Source organism: Serratia sp. PL7 (genome assembly GCF_945957435.1).
This window is the reverse complement of record NZ_CAMFLB010000147.1, coordinates 1-290: the sequence shown is the minus strand read 5'-3', so window position 1 is coordinate 290 and position 290 is coordinate 1. Positions and strand designations below refer to the sequence as shown.

At 44.8% G+C, this 290-nt stretch carries 1 tRNA gene; it reads left to right on the top strand.

The window, feature by feature from the left end:
* Positions 1-129: 129 nt before the first annotated feature.
* Positions 130-205, top strand: a tRNA-Glu gene (locus N6G83_RS54675).
* Positions 206-290: the final 85 nt, after the last annotated feature.

Genomic DNA, 290 nt, shown 5'->3' with positions numbered 1-290 from the left:
TTAGTTCGAGTGGCGTGCTCACACAGATTGTCTGATGAAAAGTAACGAGCAAAGCGCTACCTGTTGATGCCATGAGTCATTCATGCTGATACGAACCGATTAAGTTATTCAGTTTAATCGGATTTTCGTGTCCCCATCGTCTAGAGGCCTAGGACACTGCCCTTTCACGGCTGTAACAGGGGTTCGAATCCCCTTGGGGACGCCATTCCGATAATGAGTGAAAGACATTATCACCGGTTAGCGATAACCGAAAAAATCTTAAAGATGACTTGCGAGTCATGTTTAAGATA